General features: G+C 63.9%; 1 protein-coding gene. It reads left to right on the top strand.

From position 1 onward, the window contains the following. Nucleotides 1–33: 33 nt before the first annotated feature. On the top strand, nt 34–269 hold a 236-nt coding region (locus SB751_RS30990; protein ID WP_410749145.1), incomplete at its 3' end, for a CoA transferase.

Genomic DNA, 269 nt, shown 5'->3' with positions numbered 1-269 from the left:
GCTGAGATGAACGTTGAGGAGCACGCAGCGCCGATGAAGCAGGGCGCAGGACCGCTCGCGGGCATGAAGGTGATCGAACTCGCGCACATCATGTCGGGGCCGGTGTGCGGCATGATGCTCGCCGACATGGGTGCGGAAGTCATCAAGGTCGAGAAGATGCCGGGCGGCGACGATTGCCGCCGTTTCGCGCCGATCCTCGCGAGCGGCGAATCGGCGTCGTTCATGATGGTCAATCGCGGCAAGCGGGGTATCGCGCTCAACCTCAAGAC

Source organism: Cupriavidus sp. SIMBA_020 (genome assembly GCF_046535395.1).
GTDB classification, from domain to species: Bacteria; Pseudomonadota; Gammaproteobacteria; order Burkholderiales; family Burkholderiaceae; genus Cupriavidus; species Cupriavidus campinensis.
The sequence above is the reverse complement of the archived record's forward strand: the minus strand, read 5'-3'. Positions and strand labels throughout refer to the sequence as shown.